The organism is Glaciimonas sp. GNP009, assembly GCF_054343755.1.
This window is the reverse complement of the sequence record NZ_JBTGUV010000004.1, coordinates 552,125-577,179: the sequence shown is the minus strand read 5'-3', so window position 1 is coordinate 577,179 and position 25,055 is coordinate 552,125. Positions and strand designations below refer to the sequence as shown.

At 49.1% G+C, this 25,055-nt stretch carries 15 protein-coding genes; 7 read left to right on the top strand and 8 right to left on the bottom strand.

What is annotated here, in order from left to right; translation table 11 throughout:
* The first annotated feature begins 81 nt into the window (after positions 1 to 81).
* Positions 82 to 5,127, top strand: a complete 5,046-nt coding sequence (locus ACXX82_RS03640) for a hypothetical protein (RefSeq protein WP_458562439.1) — start codon at positions 82 to 84, stop codon at positions 5,125 to 5,127.
* Positions 5,128 to 5,381: 254 nt separating this feature from the next.
* On the opposite strand, the gene ACXX82_RS03635 is transcribed toward ACXX82_RS03640, so the two are convergent.
* Positions 5,382 to 5,732, bottom strand: a complete 351-nt coding sequence (locus ACXX82_RS03635; RefSeq protein ID WP_458562438.1) for a hypothetical protein — start codon at positions 5,730 to 5,732, stop codon at positions 5,382 to 5,384.
* An 841-nt stretch (positions 5,733 to 6,573) separates the two neighbouring features.
* Here ACXX82_RS03635 and ACXX82_RS03630 point away from each other — a divergent pair.
* On the top strand, positions 6,574 to 7,341 hold the full coding sequence (locus tag ACXX82_RS03630; RefSeq protein ID WP_322232267.1) for a PEP-CTERM sorting domain-containing protein: 768 nt from the start codon (positions 6,574 to 6,576) through the stop codon (positions 7,339 to 7,341).
* A gap of 198 nt (positions 7,342 to 7,539) precedes the next feature.
* Here ACXX82_RS03630 and katG read toward each other — a convergent pair whose 3' ends face one another.
* Positions 7,540 to 9,735: a catalase/peroxidase HPI gene (katG, locus tag ACXX82_RS03625; protein ID WP_322232266.1), complete on the bottom strand. Its 2,196-nt coding sequence runs from the start codon at positions 9,733 to 9,735 to the stop codon at positions 7,540 to 7,542.
* A gap of 334 nt (positions 9,736 to 10,069) precedes the next feature.
* Here katG and ACXX82_RS03620 point away from each other — a divergent pair, with 334 nt between their 5' ends.
* Entirely contained in the window at positions 10,070 to 10,702 is a 633-nt protein-coding gene (locus ACXX82_RS03620) for a DUF642 domain-containing protein (protein WP_323507291.1), read from the top strand.
* 411 nt (positions 10,703 to 11,113) lie between these two features.
* On the opposite strand, the gene ACXX82_RS03615 is transcribed toward ACXX82_RS03620, so the two are convergent.
* The 3 genes from ACXX82_RS03615 to ACXX82_RS03605 form a co-directional block, all read right to left on the bottom strand.
* Positions 11,114 to 12,253: a porin gene (locus tag ACXX82_RS03615; RefSeq protein ID WP_458562437.1), complete on the bottom strand. Its 1,140-nt coding sequence runs from the start codon at positions 12,251 to 12,253 to the stop codon at positions 11,114 to 11,116.
* A gap of 331 nt (positions 12,254 to 12,584) precedes the next feature.
* Positions 12,585 to 14,009 carry a sensor histidine kinase gene (locus tag ACXX82_RS03610; RefSeq protein WP_323507412.1) on the bottom strand — a complete coding sequence of 475 codons (1,425 nt, stop codon included), beginning with the start codon at positions 14,007 to 14,009 and terminating at the stop codon, positions 12,585 to 12,587.
* On the bottom strand, positions 13,996 to 14,670 hold the full coding sequence (locus ACXX82_RS03605; protein WP_322232262.1) for a response regulator: 675 nt from the start codon (positions 14,668 to 14,670) through the stop codon (positions 13,996 to 13,998). The genes ACXX82_RS03610 and ACXX82_RS03605 overlap by 14 nt, the downstream gene beginning before the upstream one ends.
* A 245-nt stretch (positions 14,671 to 14,915) precedes the next feature.
* On the opposite strand from ACXX82_RS03605, the gene ACXX82_RS03600 reads away from it, so the two are divergent.
* The 3 genes from ACXX82_RS03600 (at position 14,916) to ACXX82_RS03590 (ending at position 18,033) form a co-directional block, all read left to right on the top strand.
* Positions 14,916 to 15,896 (top strand): ABC transporter substrate-binding protein, encoded by a 981-nt coding sequence (locus ACXX82_RS03600; RefSeq protein WP_322240126.1) that lies wholly within the window; start codon positions 14,916 to 14,918, stop codon positions 15,894 to 15,896.
* 247 nt (positions 15,897 to 16,143) lie between these two features.
* Positions 16,144 to 16,983, top strand: coding sequence for an ABC transporter ATP-binding protein (locus tag ACXX82_RS03595; RefSeq protein ID WP_416186768.1), 840 nt, complete (start codon positions 16,144 to 16,146; stop codon positions 16,981 to 16,983).
* 195 nt (positions 16,984 to 17,178) lie between these two features.
* On the top strand, positions 17,179 to 18,033 hold the full coding sequence (locus ACXX82_RS03590; protein ID WP_322232260.1) for an ABC transporter permease: 855 nt from the start codon (positions 17,179 to 17,181) through the stop codon (positions 18,031 to 18,033).
* 118 nt (positions 18,034 to 18,151) lie between these two features.
* On the opposite strand, the gene ACXX82_RS03585 is transcribed toward ACXX82_RS03590, so the two are convergent.
* The 3 genes from ACXX82_RS03585 to ACXX82_RS03575 are packed head-to-tail and all read right to left on the bottom strand — an operon-like array spanning position 18,152 to position 23,675.
* Positions 18,152 to 21,196, bottom strand: a complete 3,045-nt coding sequence (locus ACXX82_RS03585) for an efflux RND transporter permease subunit (protein WP_322232259.1) — start codon at positions 21,194 to 21,196, stop codon at positions 18,152 to 18,154.
* A complete protein-coding gene (locus ACXX82_RS03580; RefSeq protein WP_458562436.1) occupies positions 21,193 to 22,263 on the bottom strand; it encodes an efflux RND transporter periplasmic adaptor subunit in 1,071 nt (356 codons plus the stop codon). Before ACXX82_RS03580 ends, ACXX82_RS03585 begins: the two co-directional genes overlap by 4 nt.
* Positions 22,260 to 23,675 (bottom strand): TolC family protein, encoded by a 1,416-nt coding sequence (locus ACXX82_RS03575; RefSeq protein WP_458562435.1) that lies wholly within the window; start codon positions 23,673 to 23,675, stop codon positions 22,260 to 22,262. Before ACXX82_RS03575 ends, ACXX82_RS03580 begins: the two co-directional genes overlap by 4 nt.
* A 277-nt stretch (positions 23,676 to 23,952) precedes the next feature.
* Between ACXX82_RS03575 and ACXX82_RS03570 the strand changes: the two genes are divergently transcribed.
* The gene (locus tag ACXX82_RS03570) at positions 23,953 to 24,993 is read left to right on the top strand and encodes an NAD(P)H-dependent flavin oxidoreductase (RefSeq protein ID WP_458562434.1); all 1,041 of its coding nucleotides are present in this window, start codon (positions 23,953 to 23,955) and stop codon (positions 24,991 to 24,993) included.
* Positions 24,994 to 25,055 lie beyond the last annotated feature (62 nt).

The following is a 25,055-nucleotide window of genomic DNA, read 5'->3' as shown; positions in this document are numbered from 1 at the left end:
GGTTTTGACGCATCACCGCATAAAGTGAAGGCATCCCATTATGCAAAAGCGCCAAGGCAAACGCGCAGGCAACGCATTGATATGGAAATTAAAAGCGAAGAAATAAATAAAAAAAAGATAGAAATTGAAATGAATGCATTGCGAGCTGGTTACTCTGAGTTTTATGATGTTCCTGAATTGGTTTCTGGTGTTGAAGCACGGGCCACCACAGAACCGATCAACAAAACAGGATTCGCGTTTGCAGTCCTATTAGCGATAAATGCATGTAAACCAGCGCAATTATTAAAAGTGTATTGTGCGCAGACGGGAACGCGTTTTTCTGGCTTTCCGAATACCACTATAGACCCTAATCTGCCTACGCCTGTTAAAGGCCCGAACAATGGTACGGCTGCGGTCGCGACCTCACATCTCCCCTCATTGGGAGAAATCGGAAACGGCCTGCTAACGTATGGAAAGTATGTATACGACAGCCTGCCGACGTGGCCGAAGCCTCGGATGACGGGTGTTGATTGCGCTAGACTTGACGATTTTAATGAAGCCTATTGGAGGCCCAGTAACGAAAAGCACAAAATAGAGCTTCCTTATGGGAATGAAAGTACTTCTACCGCACTATCCAACATAACTGTCGAATCTTCCTCTGGTTCCGTTATCACCAACACTGCAAAACCTTCTTTTAACATAAGTGATGCTTATTTTTTGATCGACACGGGAGCAATCGTGAGCGGGATAAACGCTTACCACCGCTGGCCTGCGAATATTCCGCAGGACGAACGATTGAAGGGACTGGCACTTGAACGCCAGAATTACAAATCAGATATTTATCAACTCCTGGACGCGTTCGCACCATTAATATCACGCACATGGGGGGGCGATGCAATTGTGGACCAATACGAGTACACGGTGTTGCAATACGCGATGCAAGCCCAGCATCCCAAGGATGATAATCATGTTTCTGCGTATGATCCCGCGGAACCCCAGGCGGCCAGACCGCAAGCAGAATTGCGGAACGAGGTTGCGCAGTTATTCTTCAATGCTTTAGCGCAGATAAATGGGCCATCAGGCGATCAGGCCTTAGAAAATTTCATACACAGTAGCGTGACCACCGAACTGGCAACTAACCCAACGCTGGATGCATTGTCCAAGCTTACTGTGCGTACCGAAGCAGCGATTCGTAAGCGGCTAGAGCTGCACGTACCCTTACTCAATACCGCCGATCGTCACTGGTTGAACACGCTCTCAAAGTGGTTTGTCGAGGCGGCATTGCGTGCGATTGATCCTTTGCTCAGCGCGCAACTTAATATTGATGACCCGGACTTTCGTGACACGACCTACTTAAGTTACGATGGCACATTAATGAGCATAGGCGCGGGTTTTATTAATCAATTCCCACCAAAATTCAGGTCAGCTCTTACTCCCGCCGCTCTGCGTGAAGCGGGACTGCATAGTTTGATCGATTTGTCTCCTGCGGCATGGCCTTTGACAACAGCGCCTGCACTGATACGTTTCTGTAATTCGCTTACAAAAAATACGCCAAATGAACGTCTTGGAAGTCATGTTGAGCGGATGAAATCCGGACTAGCTTCTCTGATGACACCCTTACTTCCAAAGATCCGGCTCATGCAGGCAGTCCAGGAAAAGGGGGAGCATTTCTCGTGGATTATTAATGATCGGAGTACTGAAAATGTGCTTCACAAACAGCAATCGAAGAATGCGTTAGAAGAACTTTTACTCAGTAAATATAATTTATATAATTTTGGCTTGGCGCAATTGCCAATAACCGATCGTAATAATTTAATTCGTTCAGGTAAGGTTGCTCATTTGGAAGTGTTTTTACCAAGAGTAATTTTATATGACGCGCAACACGCTGATATCTCTTATAAAGCTGCATTTACTGCAACATCTGGCTTGATCATACGAACCGGATCGATAAACGACGCGGTATCTTCCGACTATTATTTGTTTTCCGAAGAGCGCTCATGGGGGGCACCCGTTGTTTCCAAAATTACGGAGCAAATACAGCAAGCTGGTGGGGTCACGGAGTATGTGAACAAGCATCATGCCAGCTTCACAAGCGGCATTCGGTTCCCTCCTTCCGATCACACCAGCTTCGAGGCTCCCTCGATCTTTGGTTTTGCAACAAATCTAGACGAAATCGCCTTCGTGGTGAGTGAATTACAGATATTTCCCGCAGCAATTCATAAAAGAATTCCACAGACGTCGCCCTCGCAACCGCATCCTCAGACCTGGACTGAAGAAATCTTTCATTCTAATATTTATGCGCTTGGAAAATTCATTATTGGATTGATTCCAGAGGGTAATTGCGTGATCGCCATCCTTGATACAGCTGAAATGATCGCGCTGCCCGCAAAAACCGATGAGGGACGAGCGGAACAAGGAATGGCGATAGGAACAGATGCACTATTTTGTTTCACCGGATTGATTAAAATAAACGAGGCGCAGTACCTTATACCGTCTGTTCGAGCTGCTTTTAACTACGGAAGTGCAGACGAATTTGCGACATCTCAGGTCGAAAAGCATTTATCAGAGCAAATGCCAAAAACAGGCCCAGTGGCCGATCTGGCGGATGAAAAAATTAAACCGGGGGAGCGCGCGCACGTCGCTACAAAGCCTGAAGATTTACACTTTAGAACTGGTATTTCCGAATTTTTCGATACCGCGCCCGTCATAGTCGAGGCGCTCCCGAACAAAATTTCAGTTCAGGGAAATACCCTCAATGTGCCGCACAACTTATCTCCCAAAGGGCTCATCCAGAAGTCTGATGGTGGGCCGATATATCTGGTTATGGCGTTAGATCATTCAGGAAAAAGAGTGAGTTACCTCTGGAATGAATCGGAAGAAAAATTGGAATTGCAGACTGAGCAATGGCTTCAGGGATATGGACATTTGATCGATGAAGATCCACAAATTTTGTGGATGTTCATAAAAAACTTTCCAAAACGCGTATCTTCGGCAGGCATAGCTGAGATGCTGTATGACAACAAACGTCTCAACGGGGTACGCAAAGTTGAGTATCAGAGTTTTTTTGATCATACGCCGGAGCAGGTAGAGCGCGGTGTCTACAGCATAGGAGACCGCGAGTATATACAGCTTAAAGGCGAATTCTATTTGCTGGAGAAGGAAATCAAAGCCGACGGGGAGCGTCGTATTATGGGAGAAGGTATTCCAAAAGACTTACGCCTTGATATGAAATATGACGGCGTTAACTGGCACGTAACAAATAATCATTTGATTACCCCTGTCACCAGTCTTCCTGAGACTATTGTCTCTTTTAACGAAGCCTTGGAACAAGGATTCAACTTACCAGAAGGTTGGTCAACATCGACGATGTACATTGATAACTCTAACCCTGATCAATTTGTCCTCAGCTTTCAGGATAAGAGCGGTAAGACCCAATATCGTTATGGCCCAGACAGAAAAAATGCATTCGAAGAACTTTCTGCTGGTGAATTTGAAGAAAAACAATGCAGGGCGAGGCGAGCGCCACCCGAAGGTCCCAAAGCAAGTTGCAGTGCGCTAAACTTTAATATCGCCCCCCTACCGCGAGAGTCCGCGCGTACAAAGGCAATAAACCAGCTTGTTGCAATGGATGTTGAAACGCGTCCTTATTATGAGCGTCCGTTACTGCGACTGGAAATGAGTCGCGACGTTGAAAAAATTCGAAAATTGTTTCACAATAATCCGCACATTACACAACTTTTTTTCATTTTAACCACGAGAATGAATAAAGGGGAAAAATTAATGTCGCCGAGGGTAATCAACGAAATGAAGACGTTTAAATGGGGAGGTGATGGCATACCAAAAGATCGGTTACTAAGCCTAACGAATTTTTGGGACGAAATGAAGTTACGGCTCGCACGTGAGCCCAATGATGATTTTGGAGGGCAGGCCGCGGTGTTGCAAGATATCTGTGAGTCGAGCCTAAGACTTTGCAATAACCAGCGGACCTTTAGTGAACTGAAAGATATTTACAACACAAAAGTAAACACGTTGAATCAGTTAAGTGACGAATACGAAATCAATTATGTCAAACCGCAACAAAGAATCACAACGCGCTTATGGAAAAGGGTATTTGGTCCTCCTTTAACCTCAGAGGTTACCAGGGCTGCGGGCTGGACATTCGAGATACGCGCGAAAGGTTTGTCCGAAATACGTCATACTTTTGGACCATACTTTGCCGATGATATTAGCGCCGCATATGCCAACAGCCATGAACTTACGGGACAGTTGCTGGACTGGTCAAAGATTGCGCCTGAATCATTTTGGGAGCAAGTTGCTGCGTATTTTCACGTTGCCCCGGAAAAGATAACGTCAGGGTACAAAGATGAAATCATACGAATACTCTCAAAATTTAAGGGTTACGCTGCCCCAGTGCGTATCGATAAATTACGCATTATCTCGCCGTTGGTCAGCCCAGAGGGAATACGGTATCGATATAACATGCAAAAACACATAGAAGGCATTCCTCAAGAAACGGCACTCTTTGCCGACGAGGTTTTAGCCTACACGCACGAAAATGGCCTGAAACGGGGTGAGCTTTATCTAACGACTACAACATTTTTATCACCAATCAATCACCCCACTGCCTTACAGGAAACCTTACAACATGAGATATCACATTTAGCAATACCCGACGGTAAACAGGAAATTTATCTAACTGGCGACAGATCAAAATATGGGTACTGCTCAGAAAACGGGCTACGTCGGCAAGCAGACGTGTTACTCAGTTCGCCGGCCGCATTTCTGAGATATGTGAAAGGACTATCTCACGCAAAAAGGAGTTTTCTGAGGCATTTCCAGAAAGTATTGCCATCCAGCTTCAGTCAGTATTTACCTGAGGGTGTCAATACGCATATTAGTCATGAACGCTTTAGGGGCTTTATAAAAAAAGTGTTCGAAGGGCCAGCTGATGAAAAAATTAAAGCATTCATGATGCCAGATCTATTTGTCGCATGGCTTCAGCATATGTCAAAAGCTTTACCCAAAACAGGTGCTGAACAAGCAGAATTGAGACATAAGCGCGACGCTTCACCTGACGATATGAATGCTCGAGTCACAAAACTTCTGGTACGTGAATTGTTTGAAACTAGTAGCGATACCACACCCTAAACAACAAGTTTAATATTCTGAGATATATCGCTTGGGTTTAACCCACGAGGTCACCGCAGAATTATTTGACGGCTGCGCAAAAGGGCGGCGACATTGCTGACCTTTTGTTTGTGTACAGAATGATTTCTGAAGCTCAGACTAACTTGATCTGGCTGTGCTGGACGCGCAGGCACCCCACGGCCTAAACGTCAGCGCCATCGCGTGATGGCCAGTAAATAAAACGCCCCGATCACAACTATGATCGGAGCGTCAAATCAAGAAGCTAAGGGAGAGCCTGATGCCGCTGGCACGTTAGCACGATCGCTCATTCCATCAATCCGACGCGCAGCCATCTCCGTGAGCATCTGCGATGACATCAACGCGAGCCGCAACAAGCGCTCCGTGGCAATGATATCGAGCGTCGGTGCCGTATCGGTATCTCTATCCGAATTGCTTGAATGCGCCAAATCAATACAGGTCGAGATACCTTCGCAGACGTCCACCTTCATGGCAAAAAACTGCGCGTGCGGATTTGTTTGATGGTGAGAAGGCAGCCATGAAAATGGCTTGTGATAAGCCTCCGGAAATTCCGCTTCGTCGGATGGCGTGATTGGCGGCTTGCTCATGATTGTGCCGCCGTGACGAATTGCGGGTGGGCGAGGTTAGACGTGGTGGTGCGAGACATTGCGGACTCCTTGGATAGGATGAAACCGCGCCCCGCTGCTAAACGGGGTGGGCGGCAAATGGCAGGGTTAGCAGACCAGTATCCAAAGCAACCGGCAGGCCGAAGCCTCCCCACCATTGCCCCCCAAAAAGGCGCAACAAAGGTGAGTGCACAAAAAAACGGCAGTGCGCCGTTTTTTTGTGCACTTTGGATAAGTCAGGCTGCTAAACCCGTTCCCTTTTTTGTAGGGACGAAAACAGTATAGAGCATTGGTGTGATTTTGCGAAGATTTGATTGTTTGGCGGCAGGGCGGTACGTTGATCGACTTATTTATCCAATGGCGTCTTTATAAGGCCTGACAATTTCGGTAAAGCTTTGGCTGCGATGTCTTATATTTTGATGGCATGACTTTAATCAATCCTGTGTTTATCTCGCAAAAATGACGACGTGTTGTATTTGGATTCGTCTTAGTTGCGCGTCATCGACAGTTCTGGTGATTAAAGACATTGATATATTGATCAATCACTTAGCGGGGAAGGGCGTGCAGGGCGCTACGAACAACGTGTCGGAATTTTTTACATTCGGCGTCAGGCTTGTCCAGACATCTCAATCGCGCTGATGTAGAGGTTATAGATAAGTAGATGATTCTTAAAGAGAATCACCCAAAAAACGCTCCGTACTCAGAGTTTTGGCATAGTTCTTCCTATTTTTCTGAATATCGGCATGTGAAGCCAATATCCTCGTTGAATAAGATAAGACGTGGATTTATTCGGAGTTGAGTTTATATTTTGAGGGAATGAAAAGTGAAAATTTTTTTGAAAAGAACGCTTGAAGTACTCGGAGCTGCGGCGTTAATGAGTGTCCTGCTAGTTGGCACTGCCAGCGCATCCGTTATTGGATATCGCTCGGGTGTTGGTGGTTTTGGTGGCCTCGGTGGTGGTTCGGGCTTTGACGCCCTTTTTGCAGCAGCTGGTGACACGGTTGCTTTAACAGATTTCAACAGTGCAAGCGCTGTGAGTTCTGCGACTGGGCTATGGATGAATGGCGGTACAAATGTTTTAAATGGCACGGAACAAAGCAACCTGCTCAGTTTTTTGAACTCTGGTGGGCGTGCCGTGTATGTGACTGATCGTTCTGATTCTGGGCCGTGGTCAGTGTCGACAGCCTCCATTCTGGGATTATTTGGCGCTGCAGATATCCATACCGGCGGTGATAACGGAACTTATGCAACTATAGGGAGCAACGCATTGGTGGCCGGTGTCACAAATATAAAGTTCAATACCTGGTCAGCTGTCGATCCAACGAAAGCGAGCCCGACGTTGCTAACGGCAAATGGTATGGCGGCCGTTTATAACGTTGGCCTTGGACAGCTTCTGTTCATTGGTGATACTAACTGGCAGAATGGTTCTATTGGTGCAGACGGTACTAGCGGCGCAGACGATGCAGCGTTCGCTAACAATATAGTTTCGTGGCTTGGCACTGAAAGAACCGCTGTTCCCGAGCCAGGCTCGATCGCACTTTTTGGTGTTGCGTTAGCAGGTTTAGTATTTGTCCGTCGTCGTAAAGTATAGTCGATTGCAATTTGCAATTTAGATGAAAGGATTCAGCACAACCGGTTGAGTCCTTTTACTCTTCTTTCAGCGACAGTCGGTATAATTTTCTGTTCCCACCGCACAAAAAAAGCCCCGAATTTCGGGGCTTTTTAATCATAGCTGCATAGCCAACTATCGCGCGATTAGTCAGTGAAATCGCAGGACTTTTATCTGCAATCAAGCAAGATCGTAACGATCCAGGTTCATCACCTTAGTCCAGGCTGCAACAAAGTCATGCACCATTGCTTGCTGCGCGTCGCTGCTGGCATACACTTCGGCGATAGCGCGCAGTTGGGAGTTGGAGCCGAACACGAGATCAGCCACCGTACCTGTCCATTTGGGTTCGCCTGTTGCCCGATCAAGCCCTTCCAATACGCCTTCAGACGTAGTTGACTTCTGCCACTTCGTGCTCATGTCGAGCAAGTTCACGAAGAAATCATTGGTCAATGTTTCGGACTGTTTGGTCAACACCCCGTGCTTGGTTTGTCCGAAGTTTGTATTCAACGCGCGCATGCCACCGATCAGTACTGTCATCTCGGGAGCACTGAGCGTCATCAAGTTAGCCCGATCCACCAGTAGTTCAGCCGCTGATCCTTCAAGTCCCTTGCGGAGGTAGTTGCGAAACCCATCTGCTACTGGTTCCAGTGGCGCGAATGAGTGCGCATCGGTCTGCTCTTGTGAAGCATCTGTGCGCCCTGGCGAGAAGGGAACCGTGATGTCGTGGCCGCCCTTTTTTGCCGCTGCCTCAACGGCAGCGCTGCCGCCCAAAACGATTAAATCCGCGAGAGAAATCTTTTTGCCGCCCGATTGCGCGCCATTGAAATTCTTCTGGATTACTTCCAGGGCCTGAAGCACCTTGGCCAATTCAACCGGTTGATTCACCTCCCAGTCCTTCTGCGGCGCAAGGCGAATGCGCGCACCGTTGGCACCGCCGCGCTTGTCACTTCCGCGGAACGTTGCCGCCGACGCCCAGGCAGTCGTGACCAGTTGAGAGATGGACAGTCCTGATGCGAGGACGGCAGCTTTCAGTGCCGCAATGTCCTGCTCACCGACCAATTCATGATCGACTGACGGAAGCGGGTCTTGCCACAGCAACTGTCCCTTCGGAACAAGCGCACCAAGGTAACGCGCGACCGGGCCCATATCGCGATGGGTCAGCTTGTACCAGGCCTTGGCAAACACTTCTGCGAATTCTTGTGGATTCTGGTGAAAGCGGCGAGAAATCTTTTCATAGGCAGGGTCGATCCGCAACGAGAGGTCGGTGGTCAACATAAATGGCGCATTCCGCTTCGTTGAATCGTGGGCATCCGGTACAGTCCCGGCTCCCGCACCATTCTTGGGAGTCCACTGGTGGGCACCGGCGGGGCTCTTGGTCAGCTCCCATTCATAACCGAACAGAGTGTCAAAGTAGCTGTTGTCCCACGTAGTTGGTGTGGCAGTCCATGCGCCTTCGAGACCGCTGGTGAACGTGTCGACGCCTTTGCCGCTACCGAAGGAATTTTTCCAGCCTAAGCCTTGCTCTTCGATTTCGGCGCCTTCGGGTTCGCGGCCGACGTGGTCCTCTGACGCTGCGCCATGGCATTTGCCGAAGGTGTGACCGCCCGCGCAGAGCGCGACTGTTTCTTCGTCATTCATGGCCATGCGGGCGAATGTTTCGCGGATATCGCGTGCGGCCAAGAGTGGGTCGGGGTTGCCATTTGGCCCTTGCGGGTTGACGTAAATCAGGCCCATCTGCACCGCACCAAGAGGCTGTTCGAGTTCGCGGTCGCCGCTATAACGTTTGTCGCCAAGCCACGTATCTTCAGAACCCCAATTAATGTCTTCTTGTGGTTCCCATACGTCCTCGCGCCCACCGGCGAAACCGAAGGTCTTGAATCCCATCGACTCCATGGCGACATTTCCCGTGAGAACTATCAGGTCGGCCCATGAGATTTTTTTGCCATACTTTTGCTTGATCGGCCACAGCAAACGTCGTGCTTTGTCGAGGCTGGCGTTATCCGGCCAACTATTGAGGGGCGCAAATCGCTGCGTGCCAAAGCCAGAGCCGCCACGACCATCGGCGATGCGGTATGTGCCTGCGCTGTGCCACGCCATACGGACAAAGAGCGGTCCGTAGTGACCGTAATCCGCAGGCCACCAGTCTTGTGAGTCTGTCATCAACGCATGCAGGTCGTTGACCACCGCCTTCAGGTCGAGACTTTTGAATTCCTCAGCGTAATTGAACGCCTTGCCCATCGGGTCGGAGACGGGCGAATTGTGATGCAGAGTCTTGAGGTTCAGTTGATTTGGCCACCAGTCAGCGTTTGTTCTAGCGCCAGCCATTGGGGATTTGCTGGGACCGCTCGTGAAAGGGCATTGTGGTTCAGTTGACAAGGTTTTCTCCTGAGTTTATTAGCAGTTTGGTACCTGAGGGAGTGTAGACCGTTGATCCCAATTTACATACGTAATATTTTCAATCGGATCGATAGGTAAAGCCGACGGACGAAAGCTGCCGTTAAAGATTCATTGGTCGTTGGGATCAAGAAGCCGTTCGTCAATAGTCTCTCGCTATTTGTCGACTTTTTTTACAGTTATGTTTATAAAAAATTAGTTTGCCTTGTAACACATTGTTTTTTATAGCTAAAAGTTCTTGGCACGAAAAATGCCTAATAGCCGTCGAAGCACCATGAGCAATTACATGACGATTTATATTTTTTAGAGGAATGCGATGAAAACGGGTCTTTTGATAAAAATTTCTGCGCTGGTGCTACTTGCAGCAGCAGGAAGTGCGAACGCTACGGCACAACTGGTTACTAACGGCGGTTTCGAAAATGGGCAATCTGGTTGGAATTTCAATGGAAATGTAAAGGTAACCTCTGGGAATGTTTATGCGCAGTATGGCTGGACCGATGCTAACTATCCTAACGGAAACGTCGCTTTATTTGGTGCCGGCGATATGGCTGGCGGGTCGATCAAACAAGATCTCATTACGGTAGCTGGACAAACGTATGCGCTAAGTTTTGATTATGGAGCAATCACTGGAGGTGGGAGACCTCAAAATTTGAACGTAAGCGTAAATGATATATCGGGACCATCGATCTTCACTTCGCAATACACCGCATATGGTACTGGAAGCCTCGCGCAGTTAATGACCGCGTACGCATTTGACTTCACAGCAATCTCAAACGAAACGGTTATCAATTTCGCTGATGCAAATATTGCGAACGGCAATTCCATTGACGCTACGCTAGATAATGTTTCAGTGACGCCAACTGCTGTGCCGGAACCAGAAACCTATCCGCTATTGCTGACCGGTTTGGTACTGATGGGATTAACTTTGCGTACGCGTCAACGCAAGTAAATAGGTTATCAACAGGACATCGCGGCTTTTTTCTTAAGGAAGAAGTCGATCCTGTTGATCGCACAGCGAATCGAAAAAAATCAGAAGAACAAGAACTGGCGCAAGTTGAATGAGATATCCAATGAAGTGGAATCGGTGACAGACCCTCAGGCGCTCAGCAAAAATTGCAAAACATACTATGCAATGTTGGATCAAGAGATGGGTGGTATAGATATCAACGCGGGAGGAGGGCGCGGTCTGATGCAGATTGCAGATCGATGGGTATTAAAGATTATTATCGGAACGCACTTTTAGTCTGTTCACGTCAACTTGCCGGGTTTTAGACGCTTAAGCAGGTTCGATGCGGCAGGGTTTTGCCGCATCGAACAGGCATATCAGACATCGATAATGTTGACTACATCGTTGTATGAATTAGAAACGGGTACGCATACCGACAGCGAGTTCAGTTTGATTTTTGAACCCATTTGCAGAGGCCACCCGATAGCCATCTGTGAGCTTCATGTAATCCGCAGCTAAGTACAATTCAGTGCGCTTGGACAAATGATAGAAAGCGGAGCCGAAGACGGTAGATTTTTTCCCGCTTCCTGCCGTAGTAGAAAAGCTTGCGTTGGAATAGGCGTTTAAGGTACCTGTCCCTGACACATTATAGGCAGCGTTGTGAGCCTTCATTGACTGGTAGCCGACTTCATAGTCGAACGGGCCTTGTGGTGTCAACTTGGCAGATACGGTGTAAGCATCATCCTTACGCTTTCCCAGTGCGCCTTGTTCTGCCGTGTAATGGAAGTAACCGGTATTCAAGCGAATTAGGCTATTCACGAAATAACTGCCACCGAGGGAATACGATTTGTGTTGTTCCGTTGAGCGGTCAAGTGAGTTGCCGACAGTGGCTTCATTGTAAAAACTGGACAATACAAAATTGCTGCCGTTGTATCCGAGTGCGACAGATTTTGTGCTGTTGTTCGCGAATGATCCCGCCACTACGCCAAATTGATAGCCTAAGCCTGCGACGAGTCCATTGTCGAATACCTTTTTCCACACGAGGCCATTATCGTAGCGCGTTCCGGTTGCGCTACCTGCATAAAAAATCATTTGCTTGAAGTTATTATTATTGGTGAAGCCCCCTTCTTCCAGGCCAAGTTTGTCGGAGCCGTATGCGTCCCCATAAACTTGAGCAAAATCACGTGCAAGTGTATTTTGACGACCGAGCGTTATGCGGCCCAAGGCGTCACTTTGCATACCGACCCAAGCGTCGCGGTTGAACAAGACACCAGGGGTATCCATTGCACCGGTACCGACAACATATTCTGCCTCTAATTTAAATAGTGCTTTGAGGCCACTGCCCAAGTCTTCCTGACCTCTAAATCCGATACGGTTCCCACTGAACCATGCGACGGGAATTTGCGTCAGGCGATCGCCTTTGCTATCGGCGTTATTGGTGGTGCTGATGGTGGCGTCAATCAAACCATAAATAGTGACATTGGACTGTGCAAGTACAGTGCCAGAACATCCTAGTGCGGCTAGGGCAGCTAGTGCAAATACTGTTTTTTTCAAAATTGTCTCCTGATGGCTAAAGTTTTTTTTGCTTGTTTTGCAGATGATTTAAATTGATCTCTCAAGTAGGTCTCTTGAGTCGCTCAATATCAATACATCGCGATGCCGAGTATAAAAGCGCCAAGCTTTCTTCTAGCTTTCGAAACCTGCGTTTTATGGTGGTTTGTGCGCGATTGCAACACGTATCGGTGATTCTCTTTTTATAAACGGCGCCGTGTTGTGTGGTATTCGGCAATGGCGGACTATCTGTCTGGCAGACATTCTGGAAGAGGGGCGTGGTATGTGTGAAAAGTATTTTTTTCCTGAAGATAACTCTTTTGCAAAACGGATCTCAACGCAGTGTTTGAGGCGTTCCAAGTGGCAATTGCACCAGTACTGCCAACCCTTTATTCATTAGTCCTGTCTCAAGCGTGACTGCGCCGTGCGCTGCCAGCACAATCTCTTTAACGATGGCTAGCCCAAGTCCTGTACCTTGTTGTCCGGGCGCTGCATTGCGATAAAATCGTTCAAATACGCGGTCGCGTATTTCGGCAGGAATGCCGGGGCCGTTATCCGCCACGACCAATTGTGCCATTGGTGTTTTTATTGCCGTATGCGTCGTTGCGGGGGGGCTGACGCCGACGGTGACGGTGACCTTACCATTCTGCGGTGTATAGCGGATGGCGTTATCCACCAAATTCATGATCATCGCGGAGAACAGCGCTTCGTTGCCGACCACATGTACTTCCGCACATTGACTTTCCATGCCAAGATCAATATTTTTCCGTTGCGCTAACGGTACGATATCTTCCAGCACTGCGGTGATGAGTTTTACCAAATCAACCGGTTGTCGCAGCACAGCGTGGCTAGCGGCGCTTTCTGCTTGCGATAACAAAAGTAGTTTATCCGTAAGAGCCCCCATGCTGCGACTGCTTTCCTGCATCGCTTCCAGCACTTCGCTACGACGGGCCGGATCGGTTATCTTGCGAGCGAACTGGATTTGAGAATCGATCAATGTCAATGGTGTACGAAGTTGATGCGCGGCATCTGCAATAAAACGTCTTTGGGCGGCAACCTGAGTATTATGGCGTTGGATGTACTGGTTAAAGGCGGTGGCAATGGGACGCAACTCTCCTTGGAGTTGTGCGACTTTGATCGGTGACAAAGACATGGGGTCACGGCCCGCGAGGTCGTCTTTCAACCGCATAATCGGGCGCAGTTCAATGGTCAGGCCGACTACCACTAGTGCGATAGCCAGAATTAACATCGTGATCTGACGATGCAAAGACGGCCGCCACAAGTCGGCTACCATCAGGTCGTGGCCTTGCATCGTTTGAGCAACCCGAACCGCAACATTTAGTTGGGTGCCAGCGTCATACAATGGGCGAATTTGCGTGGCAACGCGAATGGTTTGCTGGTCATATTGCTGCGTGCTAAATTGCGGACCGGTGCCGTTAAAATCGACCGGCCCTGGTAAATCCGGATGGCCTGCCATGAGCAAACCTTGATTGGTAATAACCTGATAGTAGACATGATCCTGTTGGGGTGAAGAAAATAACTCAAGGGCTGCCGGGTCGACGCTCACTTGGGGTATCCCATCGAGCCAAACAATATCGCTGGCGATCACCTGGGCCGACGTCAGCAATGCTCGGTCCTGGATCAGGTCGGCCGTCTGCTGAGCACTGCGGTAAGACAAACTTGCACTCAGGATGATGAATATCGCCAGTGGAATAAGTAGCCACAGCAATAGACGAAAACGTAGACTAATTATCATCATTCTTTTTAAGTAAGTAACCTAATCCCCGCAACGTCATGATGCTGGCCTGAGAATTTTCCAACTTTTTGCGTAATCGATGCACATAGATTTCTATTGCATCTGGGCTAGGATCGTCTGCTAGTGAAAAAATGCCATTGACCAGCGCATTCTTAGACACTGTTTTCCCTTGTTTGAGCATTAAAATTTCCAGCACATCATGCTCGCGCGCCGGTAGTAGAAGATTTTTATCGTTAATTGAAAATTGACGCGTGTTGCTGTTGTATATCAAATTACCACAGTGTATTTCCGTTGATTTGTCCGGGCTTTGCCGTCGAATAAGCGCCTTAATCCGCGCCACCAGTTCGCGTATTTCAAATGGCTTAACTAGATAATCATCGGCACCGATACCAAGACAATCGACCTTCTCGTCGATTGAACCGCTTGCTGTCAAAATCATCACCGGCACGTTGTTATGGCGTTCGCGTAATCGACGTAGTACGTTTTTTCCCGTCATTTTAGGTAGCATCAGATCGAGTAGCACAGCATCATAGTTTTCATTTTGCAGCACCTGATCTGCCTCGACGCCGTCGACGGCTACGTCAATGGTGAATTTTTCTTCTCTGAGTATTTTGGTTAGCCATAGCGCTAAAGGCGGGTTATCTTCGATTAGCAGGAGTTTCATGGAACTGTGTCCTATTTTAATTTTTTTTGCTGCACTGCAAAATAAAAAACGTGGAATTGGTAAGCTGGATGAAAGTTTAGGACACCTAGAATACGTTTGCTTCTGAAAGAAGTCTAATAAAGGAAGATCACAGCGATTATATAATTTGCGGTAGATCTAATCCCAAAAATAATGGAGACATAATAATGCGTAAGTTTGTTAGCGGCGCGATGTATTTGACAAAAATTTCAACAGCAGTAGTGCTGATGTCGGCAAGTGTGACACTGGCGCTGCCGACTACGGTGATGGCGGCCGAGTCGTCCAAAATAATTATCATGGTTGGCGGCATTACCAAGATGATCTATTTGCCCGCAAAACTGACCGAGCAGTTAGGTTATTTTAAGGACGAGGGACTGGATGTTGAATTGCAATCGCAACCAGCCGGAGTCGATGCAGAAAACGAGCTATTGGCAGGCGCAGTGCAGGCTGTTGTGGGATTTTATGATCACTCAATCGACCTGCAAAGCAAGGGGAAAGAAGTAACCGCCATCGTCGTGTTTGGTCAGGTGCCGGGCGAAGCTGAAATGGTTGCGACCAAATCAGCAGGAACCATTAAGAGCATGGCCGACGTGAAGGGCAAAACACTGGGCGTCACTGGATTGGGCTCGTCAACCAACTTCCTTACCCAATATCTGGCCGCAAAACAGGGCATTAGCTCTAATCAATATTCTGTGCTGCCGGTTGGTGCTGACAATACTTTTATTGCTGCTATCAAGCAGGGCAGGATTGATGCCGGCATGACCACTGAACCAACGATTTCTCAGTTGCTGAAAACCGGCGAAGCATCTGTACTGGTGGATATGCGTACGGTGGAGGGAACCGTAAAAGCGCTTGGCGGTCTTTACCCAGCTTCAAGTTTATACGTCCAGCGCTCATGGCTGAATACGCATAAAGCAGAAGCAACCAAATTAGCCCGCGCGTTTAGTAAAACGCTTAAATACATCAAAACACATGATGCTGCGGAGATCGCCAGCAAGATGCCGAAGGATTATCAAGGCAAGGATAAGGCAGTCTATTTGCAAGCCATGCAAAATTCGCTGCCGATGTTTTCAGCGGATGGTCGGATGCCTGTTGGCGGCCCCGAAACCGTGCTGCAAGTGCTCTCGGGATTTAATCCGAACGTCAAAGGTAAACACATCGATTTATCTAAGACCTATACCAATGAATTTATCCCACCAAGCAAATAAATAGTCACCGGGAGCATCACGCCAATGGGGAGCATCTCGGATGCATCCAGCTTACTCGCAAGCACGCCATGATCGTGATGTTTTCTGGTTGAAGATCAGATTACCATTTTTGTCCGCGCTTTTTATTACCTGCGAGCCTGTCAATGCTGGTGAAGCCGAGCGTAGAAAAATAGGTCACGGTGGCAGAGGGTGAGGGCCGTCACCTTTTTCACGTGCACACAACCTGCCTTAAACGAAAGAAATGGAAATGAATTTATCCTCAAATGCACCTGCTCCGGTACTGGTGCAAGCGGCAGAGACGTTGACGCGCGACACCCCGGCGATTGACATCCGAAATGTCTCTTGCCGCTTTATTTCGCCGGATGGCAAGGCGACGGTGGCGTTGCGCGACTTTAGCATGAGTGTTGCCCGTGGCGAGTTTTGTGCGATCGTCGGTCCTACGGGTTGCGGCAAGTCCACGACGCTGAGCTTAATCACGGGGCTTCTGAAACCGACGGTTGGCGAGGTGAGGATCATGGGCGAACGCGTGACGGGTATCGATCCTCGCATCGGTTTTGTATTCCAGAGCGACGCGGTGTTCCCATGGCGCAGCGTGCTACACAATGTGGCCGCGGGGCCGTTGTTCCGCGGTAAGCCAAAAGAAGCAGCTTACGCGCTGGCCGAAGAATGGATACGGAGAGTTGGACTCAATAAGTTCAGTAATCATTATCCGCACCAACTTTCCGGCGGTATGCGAAAGCGCGTTGCGCTGGCACAAACGTTTATTAATAGCCCGGAAATTCTATTAATGGACGAGCCTTTTAGCGCGCTGGACATGCAGACCAGAACCTTAATGCAGGATGAGTTGCTGCAACTTTGGTCCTCTCAGTCTGGGTCGGTTGTTTTTGTTACGCATGATCTGGAAGAGGCAATTGCCCTGGCCGATAAGGTCTACGTGTTGACTGCGCGTCCAGCAACATTGAAGAGTGTCTACGCAATCGATTTGCCACGTCCTCGCGTGATGTCAGAGGTCCGCTATGAACAGCGCTTTATCGATATTTCACGCAAGATATGGTCCGATTTAAGGGAAGAAGTAAATATTAGCTGATGCGAACTTCTGATCTGATTTTCGCCTGATTTTATGTCAATGCTGCGCCTTATGGCCGGAATACTGATTGTCATTTTTAAATCTTATATCCGAACCGATAGTCAAGAGCCATAAAGAGGAGCAGCCATCAGCATTTCCCTTTTTCTTTGGCGGTCATTGATCGTTACAAGTAGCAATTATTTACAAGGTATTGAAATGACTCAAGCACATTCACTCGATCAGCTAAGCGTGGCCAGCCTGGCGATTGTCGAACAAGCGGCCAAGCGAAAAATAAAGATGCGCTATTGGTTGGTAATTTCTTTACGGATCGCCATACTAGTCATTGTGCTCGGTGGCTGGGAGTTGGGCGCAACGTTACATTGGATAGACCCGTTTTTCTTCTCGCAACCGTCATTGATCGTCATCCAGATTTATGACTGGATAGTGGAAGGAACATCACAGGGTCCTTTATGGGTGCAGGTGTTGGTGACCTTGGAAGAAACAGTATTGGGTTTTTTGATCGGTGCAGTAGCTGGCGTAATTTGCGGCATTCTGTTGGGACGTAACAAACTATTGTCCGATGTGTTTAGCATCTATATTCAAATTGCAAATTCAATTCCCCGGGTAGTACTGGGATCAATTTTTGTGATTTCTTTAGGTTTGGGTATGGCTTCCAAGGTGGCGTTGGCGGTCGTCATGGTGTTCTTCGTCGTATTTGCAAATGCCTTCCAGGGTGTGAGGGAAGCGGACCGTTATATGATTGCTAATGCACAGATTTTAGGTGCCTCGTCCCGTCAGGTGACGATGTCGGTTGTGATCCCATCTGCACTTAGCTGGATTCTGGCGAGTCTGCATGTCAGTTTTGGTTTTGCGTTGGTCGGGGCTGTGGTGGGCGAGTTCCTTGGCTCCAAGCAGGGAATTGGTTTGTTAATCTCCACCGCTCAGGGCGCATTCAATGCCAGTGGCGTATTTGCTGCGATGATCGTATTGGCAGTGGTTGCACTGGCGGCAGATTATCTTTTGCTTCGTGTGGAAAAGCGCTTGCTTAAATGGCGCCCTGCAGCTTTCTAAATTGGTGTTGCTTAAGGTTTATGGCGTATTTCGGTGCGCCATTTTTTTTCTTTATCGCCGATGGCTCAGGCGCGCTAGCCCTCACGTGTAGTTTGATGGCGGGGTGCAGCATGCGGCGTCATTTTTTACGGCCAATGACGCTATATAAAACCGGCATCACCAAGAGCACCAGCGGCAATTGCACGATTAATCCTGAAATAATGGCGATGGCTAACGGCTGTTGCATTTCAGATCCTTTTCCTAATGCGAAGGCCAGCGGCAACAAGGTTAGAATGGCCGTTATGGTGGTCATCACGATGGGGCGCATGCGATTTTTACCAGCTTGTATTAATGCGCTGTGCCAGGTCAATGGCGGTTCCGCATCAAGCAACTCTTGCTGTTCAGAAAAGTAGAAAATTGCTACCTCCGTGACAATCCCGATGATCATTGTCATACCCATCATTGCAGAGATATTCAGGTCAATGCCAGTTAACGATAAACCGACAAACACGGCAGAAACCGATGTCAGCGACGTAAAGAGAATTACCCCGGCAAGTCGAAAACTTTCGTACATAAAGAGCAGCAGCAAAAATACCAACACCGATGCAGCAGCAAATACAGTCATCAACCCTTGAAATGCAATTCGCTGCTGCTCGTATAAACCGCCCAATTCAAAATAAGCACCTTGCGGAAACAGGCCGGGTTTCGCCAGCGCAAGCTTGACATCAGCGATCACCGAGCCCAGGTCACGTCCGCTAATACGTCCGGTCACGGCGATCATCGGCTTCAGGTTTTCACGGCTGATTTCTGCTTGTCCGGTCAATGGCGTGATGGTGGCAATTTTTTCTAACGGTACCAGATGACCATCCGGCGCACGGACTGTGAGTAAGCGCAAATCCTTGTCGTTATTGCGTAGACTTTGCGGCAGCCAGACCCGTACCCCGACGGCTTTCACACCGGATAACATCTGCGTAGCGACGTTGCCGCTCAGGCTATCGGATAACATCTTGGAGACGGCTGCGGGATCAAGACCTTCCTGGATCGCCTTTGCTGGATCGACGTGAACGCGTAGCGCATCACCAGATGGATTGATGCCATTTTTGACGTCCACTAACCCATTGATCTTGCTGATACGTGCAGCGATTTTTTTTGCAATGTCACTTAAATTTTTGGGATTGGCGGAAAATATTTTAATTTCTACCGGTTGCGGAACTGCGGTTAAGTCGCCGATCAAGTCCTCCATCAACTGCGCCATTTCTATATGTAGACCCGGTACTTCATGTTCTACGTGGGTTCGTACCTGATCCATTACCAGGTCAACTGGCTGTCGCTGACCACTCTTCAATTTTACAAAAAAATCACCATGATTAGGTTCACCCAAGCCACCGCCTAAACCAGTTCCGGTGCGACGAGAATAGGTGAGTACATTTGGATTGGCCTGGATGATGGTTTCGACTTGACGGACAAGTCGGTCCGTCTCCGTCACGGCGGTGCCCGGTTCGCTATAATAATCGAGCACAAAGCCGCCTTCATCCATGGCTGGCATAAAGCCTGAGCCAACATGCTGGTAGCCGAGAAAACCGATTCCGATTAAAGGCAGTATCAGCAGCAATATTAACGCTGGTCGGTTGAGTAACCGCATCATCAGGCGTTCGTATTTTTTATGTATCCATAAAGTAAGGCGACCGTCGTGCTCCTGATTGATATCTTTTTCGCTTAGAAAATGGGCTGCTAATATTGGCACCGCCAACCATGTAATGAGAAACGAAATAAATAATCCCGCAGCCATGGTCAATGATAAGGCTTTAAAAAAAGCACCAGTGACGCCGCTTAAAAATGCCAGCGGTATAAAAATGACCAGTGTGGATGCACTGGAACCTAACAAAGGCCTGAAAAACTCTAGCGCTGCGTCCGTGACCGTTTTTTCTATACTATCGGGAAGGTTGGCCTTCGCATGCAAGCGACGCACGATATGCTCGATCATGACGATCGCATCATCAATGATCAGGCCAACCGCCGCCGCCATGCCACCGAGCGTCATGATGTTAAAGCTCATGTCTAATAGCCATAACAGGACGACAGTGGTGGCTAATACGGCTGGCACGACGATAATGGCGATAAGCGTAATCTTGACGTTACGCAGGAAGATAAACAACACCATTGCCGCCAGCCCGATGCCAATCAGGATGGCATCTCGTACGCTGGTGGCGGAAGCGGTAACCAATTCACTTTGGTCATACCAATTAGCCAGGTGGACGCCCGCTGGCAATTTATAGTCTGCCAGCTTGCTCTTGATATCGTTGGCAATTTGCACGCTGTTGCTGCCGGGCTGCTGATACACCGACAACAATACTGCATCCTTGCCGTCTGCAGTTACCCGTATCCATTGGGGAACGGCTGCATGACGGATGTCCGCGACATCAGCAACTCTCACGACACCGTTGCTGCCGCTGGAAACAATCGTTTGACCTATTTGCTCTATGTTGACAAGTCTGGAATCAGCCATCACCAGAAATAATTTATAGTGATCTTCTAGCCGACCGACGACATTGATGACATTGTTCGAGGCCAGAGCGCGTGATACATCATCCTGTGACAGACCGCGCGCAAGTAATTTTTGCGGGTCAATATTGACATGGTATTCCTCCATTGCACCGCCGGTGGCTTGCACCTGCGCCACGCCATTTACACCAGTGAGCAAAGGTCTTAACTGATATTCGGCAAGGTCACGCAATTGCGTAGGTGAGATTGTTTTGGAGGTCAGGCTGTAAGCAATGATAGGAAATACCGTCGGATCCATGCGCCGCGTTTGCATGACCGTTCCAGCCGGTAGTTGCGACATGATTTGTGCAGTGGCAGCGTTGACTTGTAATGTCGCCGACGCCATGTCTAAACCCCAATCAAAATTGATGGATACTTCCGCCGTGCCACGCGCCGTCGTAGAGCGTACGGTGCGCACACCTGGCACCCGCCGCACGGCTTCTTCGACGGGCCGTGTCACCAACATCTCCATTTGTTCAGGTGGCTGATCGCCCGCATCAAGTGAAATCACGACGCGCGGAAAATCGACAGTAGGGAATAGTGAAATCGGCAGCTTGAATGCAGCCAGCATTCCACCCAACGCCAGAATAGCAAGTAAAAATAAGATCGATCGACGATGATTTTGTGTCCAGAGACCGATCATGGCTTGGTCTCCCGCACCAGCATCTGATTTTTTAATTCATAGTTTCCCAACACCACTAACGGTGCAGCAGGGTCGAGGTTTCCGCTTACGCCCAGCGTTGCGCCGTTATCGATCAAATTACGGACCTCAACTCGCACCGCTTTACCTTGTTTGACCTGAAACAAATAGCTACCCTGATCGTCGCTGAGCACCGCCTGACGCGGCACTTCATACACCTGTTGCTGTCCCGTAGCAATCTCGGCATGAACACGCATACCTGGAATAAATCGTTTAGCAGCGGTATCGCTCAACGTCACCACAACGTTAATCAGTTGGGTCTTAGGATCGAGCAGATTTTGTATCTCGCTCACGCTGGCCTGTTCGGTTTGGGCTGGATTCGATAACGGTGCCAGCGTTACACGGCTACCTTTATGGATTGTTGCGCGATGGGAAGGATCAATCCCTAGCAATACTTTCAGACTATCAGTATTGCCAAATTGCATCATCGATGCGCCTGCCGCCAGACGATCACCCTGTGCTGCGGTTAACGTCAACACCACACCACTGCTGGGCGCCAACAACGTGTTGCTGGGATTGCCGCCTCCAAGTTTTTGTTGGGCCATCAAAGTTGCTTGCGTATCTTGCCAATTTTTTTGCGCCGTATCCAGTTGTGATTGCGTTGCCATTTGCAATCCCAGTAGTTCTTTGGTGCGCTTTAATTCGGCCTGCGCCAGAGTGTTGGCGCTCTGCGCTTGTTGATAGCTCAAGACAGCTGACGGATCACTCTGCACTACCGCCAATGGCGTACCTTTGCTGACACTTTGTCCCTGCACGACAAATAATTTCGTAATTTGAACTGGATAAGCGCTACTGACAGCAACCGTATGTTCCGGTGTAACGTCGCCGTAGGCGCTTAGCATACTAGTCAACATGCCTTGCTTAAGTGGCTGCGTCACCACCTGCGCCGAGATGGGTGTTTCTGCATCCGCTGCATTAGCTGGCGAGCGGCTGCTATAGATAACGTAGGTCAATCCTGCTATCAAAAAGAGCGTGCTCGCGACCGACGCGTAGATTATTTTCTTTTTCATGGTTTACGACTTTCTTGGAGTTCGGGCGGCAACCGGGTAGGCAATTCGCCACCAATCAGCGTTTGCAAAGCGACGCGTTGCTCCAGCATGGCTTGCTCTAAAGTGACTTGCTCGGTTTGTTTGGCCAGCCACGCAGTATCAATATTGGAGAGCACCAACGCATCGACGTTACCCGCTGCCAATGCCCCCTGAACCTTTTTTCGTTGCGCCGACAGTTGTTGCAGAGTGCTGTTTATTTCGCACATTTGTTGCGTATTGATCGTCTGCTCGGTCAAAATTCGGTCGATATCGCTGTTAGCAACATTGATGCGCTGTTGATATTCATCATGCAGCTTTTGCCGGGTCGACTGTTCGATCACGATATTTCCCTGGTTTTGATTGAAAATGGGGAGTGATACAGAAATATTGAAACCTTGCGATGAGACGTTGCTGTTGTCGCGTGATCGCGTCAACCCGATTACCAGCGATGGAAACTGCGCGATAATCGCTGCCCGATAACGTTGGTCCTGCGCAGCGTATCCATACTTCAGCGCAATCAGATCAGGGCGGCGTTGCGCCAGATGGGGCAAGGTGGCAGCTATCTGAGCACGGTCCAGAGGCGGTAGCTGCGCGGAGCCCTGCAATGGCACCGGCACATCGGGAGCCAATCCCAGCAACGCATTTAAATCGTGTCTGGCTTGGTTCTGTTGGCGTTGTCCCTCGTTGATTTGACGCTGGACATCCTGCAGCGAGGTCAATGCGATGGTCGCCGTCTCGATAGTGATCAAACCACGCTGCAAGGCCAGCTGATACCGTTGTGAGCGTTGCGCAAAATCATCCCGTTGCTGTTGTAATATATGCATCAACTTCTGACCCTGTGTCAGCTTAATAAACAGCATGCGGGCTTGTGCAATCACTTGCCACTCTTGCCATAGCAGACTCAAATCCGTTTTACTCGCGTCGGCATCGGCCGCTTTGCGCAATGCCGAATGGGTCAAAAGCGCGCCGAAATCATAGGTAGGCCCGATACCGTAAGCCGGCGTCGAGCCCGATATAGGATTGCGCATAAAATCACCCGACATCGCTAGCTGAGGGTTAGGTAATAAGGAAGCGGAAAAGGCCTGGGCGTGCGCAATATGGGCATCATTGCGTGCTAACTTAAGATCGGGGTTGTTAAGTACAGCTAATATCGCAACGTCGGTCATATCCAGGCCGTCAGGCGTTGACGCAAAAGAGTGCGTGGCCAATTCCGGCAAGGACAGCTGTTTAGCGTCAATGTTCAGCGCAGGGAGATGCGTGAGTAAACTGGACTGATCGTTTAACGGCAATGCTTGATAACTGGCACAGCCTCCCAAATTGAACACAATGGGTGCTATTACTAGCAATAAAATCAAGTTTGAATGGATTTTTTTCTTGGCGCGGCCTAGCATCATCGTGAATACCTTGCTTTCCTTAACTTATTAGAGAAGCAGCTTAACGAAAAATAATTAGCTAAGAATTAGGAGCGGAGTCGATTGCATCAGGGATGTTAAATCGCGATATGTCGATGTTGCAATACGTTTTGGATCAAGGCATGATCCAACATGAAAATTGTGGTCATTAAAGTCATGAACGCGCTGGATTGAGGTGGCATTGCTTTACGCTAAACTAATATCAAACATCGTGTACAGCGCACGCTAACAAACGCATTAGAACAATATCGGAGAGAAGATGGGAACCTTACAAACGCTATTGGGGGTCACGCTACCAATAATCCAGGCGCCAATGGCGGGAGTGCAAGATCACAAACTAACGATTGCCGTATCCAATGCAGGCGGTTTGGGTTCGCTCCCGTGCGCCATGTTAAGCCCCGACGCGCTACGCAAGGAACTGACAGAGATCCGGGCGCAAACCACCAAGCCATACAATGTAAACTTCTTTTGCCATACGCCCACCGCGCCGATTGCGGAGAGAGAGGCGCTGTGGAGGGCGACGCTTTCTTCTTATTACCAAGAGCTTGGACTTGACCCGAATGCTATTCAGGCCGGCCCGGGACGGTTGCCCTTCAGTGCCGAAGCTGCCGACGTATTGAGCGAATTCAAGCCCGCTGTTGTGAGCTTTCATTTTGGTTTGCCCTCGGCCGAATTGCTGGCACGGGTGCGGTCCTGGGGCGGCAGAATACTGTCTTCGGCGACGACTGTTGAGGAGGCGCTTTGGCTTGAGGCGCACGGAGCCGATGCCATCATTGCACAAGGTCTTGAAGCGGGTGGTCATCGCGGGATGTTTTTATCGGATGACCTCAATACACAGATCGGTACGTTCGCTTTGTTGCCGCAAATCGTGCGTGCAGTGAAGGTTCCCGTCATTGCGGCCGGTGGTATTGTGGATGCCAAAGGTGTTGCCGCTGCGATGGCACTTGGCGCTGCGGGGGTGCAAATTGGTACAGCGTACATGCTATGTCCCGAAGCCACTACCAGCGCGTTACATCGGGCTGCACTCAAAAGCGTGGCTGCGCGTCATACCGCGCTCACCAATCTTTTTAGCGGGCGACCTGCACGCGGCATCATTAACCGGCTCATGACGGAGCTCGGCCCCATCAGCACCGCACCGCCTGCGTTCCCGCTTGCCACTGCTGCAATCGCTCCTTTGCGTGCTAAGGCTGAAAGTCAGGGAAGCAGTGATTTTTCAACCTTATGGTCTGGGCAGAATGCCAGTGGTTGCAAGGAAATATCGGCCGCCGATCTTACGCGGGAGTTGGCTGCGGGGCTTTAGTATTCTGCGTTGTTCATCGTTGCTTGAGAATGGATGAACTGCGCAATCTGGTGACGTCTTAG

What these genes read in the sequence shown, in the direction of transcription:
- ACXX82_RS03640 (WP_458562439.1), top strand. Translation starts at nt 82, where the DNA reads ATGGAAATTAAAAGCGAAGAAATAAATAAAAAAAAGATAGAAATTGAA.
- ACXX82_RS03635 (WP_458562438.1), bottom strand. Translation starts at nt 5,732, where the DNA reads ATGAGCAAGCCGCCAATCACGCCATCCGACGAAGCGGAATTTCCGGAG.
- ACXX82_RS03620 (WP_323507291.1), top strand. Translation starts at nt 10,070, where the DNA reads ATGAAAACGGGTCTTTTGATAAAAATTTCTGCGCTGGTGCTACTTGCA.
- ACXX82_RS03610 (WP_323507412.1), bottom strand. Translation starts at nt 14,009, where the DNA reads ATGATGATAATTAGTCTACGTTTTCGTCTATTGCTGTGGCTACTTATT.
- ACXX82_RS03605 (WP_322232262.1), bottom strand. Translation starts at nt 14,670, where the DNA reads ATGAAACTCCTGCTAATCGAAGATAACCCGCCTTTAGCGCTATGGCTA.
- ACXX82_RS03600 (WP_322240126.1), top strand. Translation starts at nt 14,916, where the DNA reads ATGTCGGCAAGTGTGACACTGGCGCTGCCGACTACGGTGATGGCGGCC.
- ACXX82_RS03595 (WP_416186768.1), top strand. Translation starts at nt 16,144, where the DNA reads ATGAATTTATCCTCAAATGCACCTGCTCCGGTACTGGTGCAAGCGGCA.
- ACXX82_RS03590 (WP_322232260.1), top strand. Translation starts at nt 17,179, where the DNA reads ATGACTCAAGCACATTCACTCGATCAGCTAAGCGTGGCCAGCCTGGCG.
- ACXX82_RS03585 (WP_322232259.1), bottom strand. Translation starts at nt 21,196, where the DNA reads ATGATCGGTCTCTGGACACAAAATCATCGTCGATCGATCTTATTTTTA.
- ACXX82_RS03580 (WP_458562436.1), bottom strand. Translation starts at nt 22,263, where the DNA reads ATGAAAAAGAAAATAATCTACGCGTCGGTCGCGAGCACGCTCTTTTTG.
- ACXX82_RS03575 (WP_458562435.1), bottom strand. Translation starts at nt 23,675, where the DNA reads ATGATGCTAGGCCGCGCCAAGAAAAAAATCCATTCAAACTTGATTTTA.
- ACXX82_RS03570 (WP_458562434.1), top strand. Translation starts at nt 23,953, where the DNA reads ATGGGAACCTTACAAACGCTATTGGGGGTCACGCTACCAATAATCCAG.